Consider the following 524-nt stretch of genomic DNA (forward strand, 5'->3'; position numbering starts at 1 on the left):
GGTCGTCGTGCTCGGCCTGCAGCGCGATGCCGAGCACGCGCTGCGTGCGCGCACCGGCCGCCGGCGTGTCGCGCCAGGCCATGTGGCGCAGGCTGAGGCGGCGGTCGTCCAGGCGCCACTGGCCACGCAGTGCACCGCTGCGCGCGTCCAGCCGCACCAGCGACGAATCCATGCGGTCGAGGTTCAGTTTCTGCCGGCCGGTCTCGGGCCGCGTGGGCACGCCGCCGTTGGCCACCCACAGCGAAGGTGCGTCGTGGCCGCCCGTGTCATCGTCGTCGAGCAACAGTTCGTGCGCGTCGATGCCGTGCGTGGGCCACTCGTCCAGCTTCTCCAGCGAGCGCGCGTCGCGCACGCCGATCCACGCGGAGCCGGTCTCGAGGTCGGTCTCGGTGGTGTAGAGGCGCGTGCCGCCGGCGCCGGCGATCACGTGGCCGTTGAAGGCGCGGCCGGGCTCCGCCCACTGCCACTGCGGCGAACGCCGGCCGTCGGGTTGCCAGCGCACCAGCCAGTCGCCGGGGCGGCGG

Annotated in this window: 1 protein-coding gene; it reads right to left on the reverse strand. The window is 74.6% G+C overall.

Annotation, left to right across the window (positions count from 1 at the left end; translation table 11 throughout):
- Positions 1-524 (reverse strand): DUF1513 domain-containing protein (locus tag Y694_RS22190; RefSeq protein WP_036236917.1); only part of this gene is annotated, 524 nt, incomplete at both ends.

This window comes from Methylibium sp. T29-B, from assembly GCF_000576225.1.
Taxonomy (GTDB): Bacteria; Pseudomonadota; Gammaproteobacteria; order Burkholderiales; family Burkholderiaceae_C; genus Methylibium; species Methylibium petroleiphilum.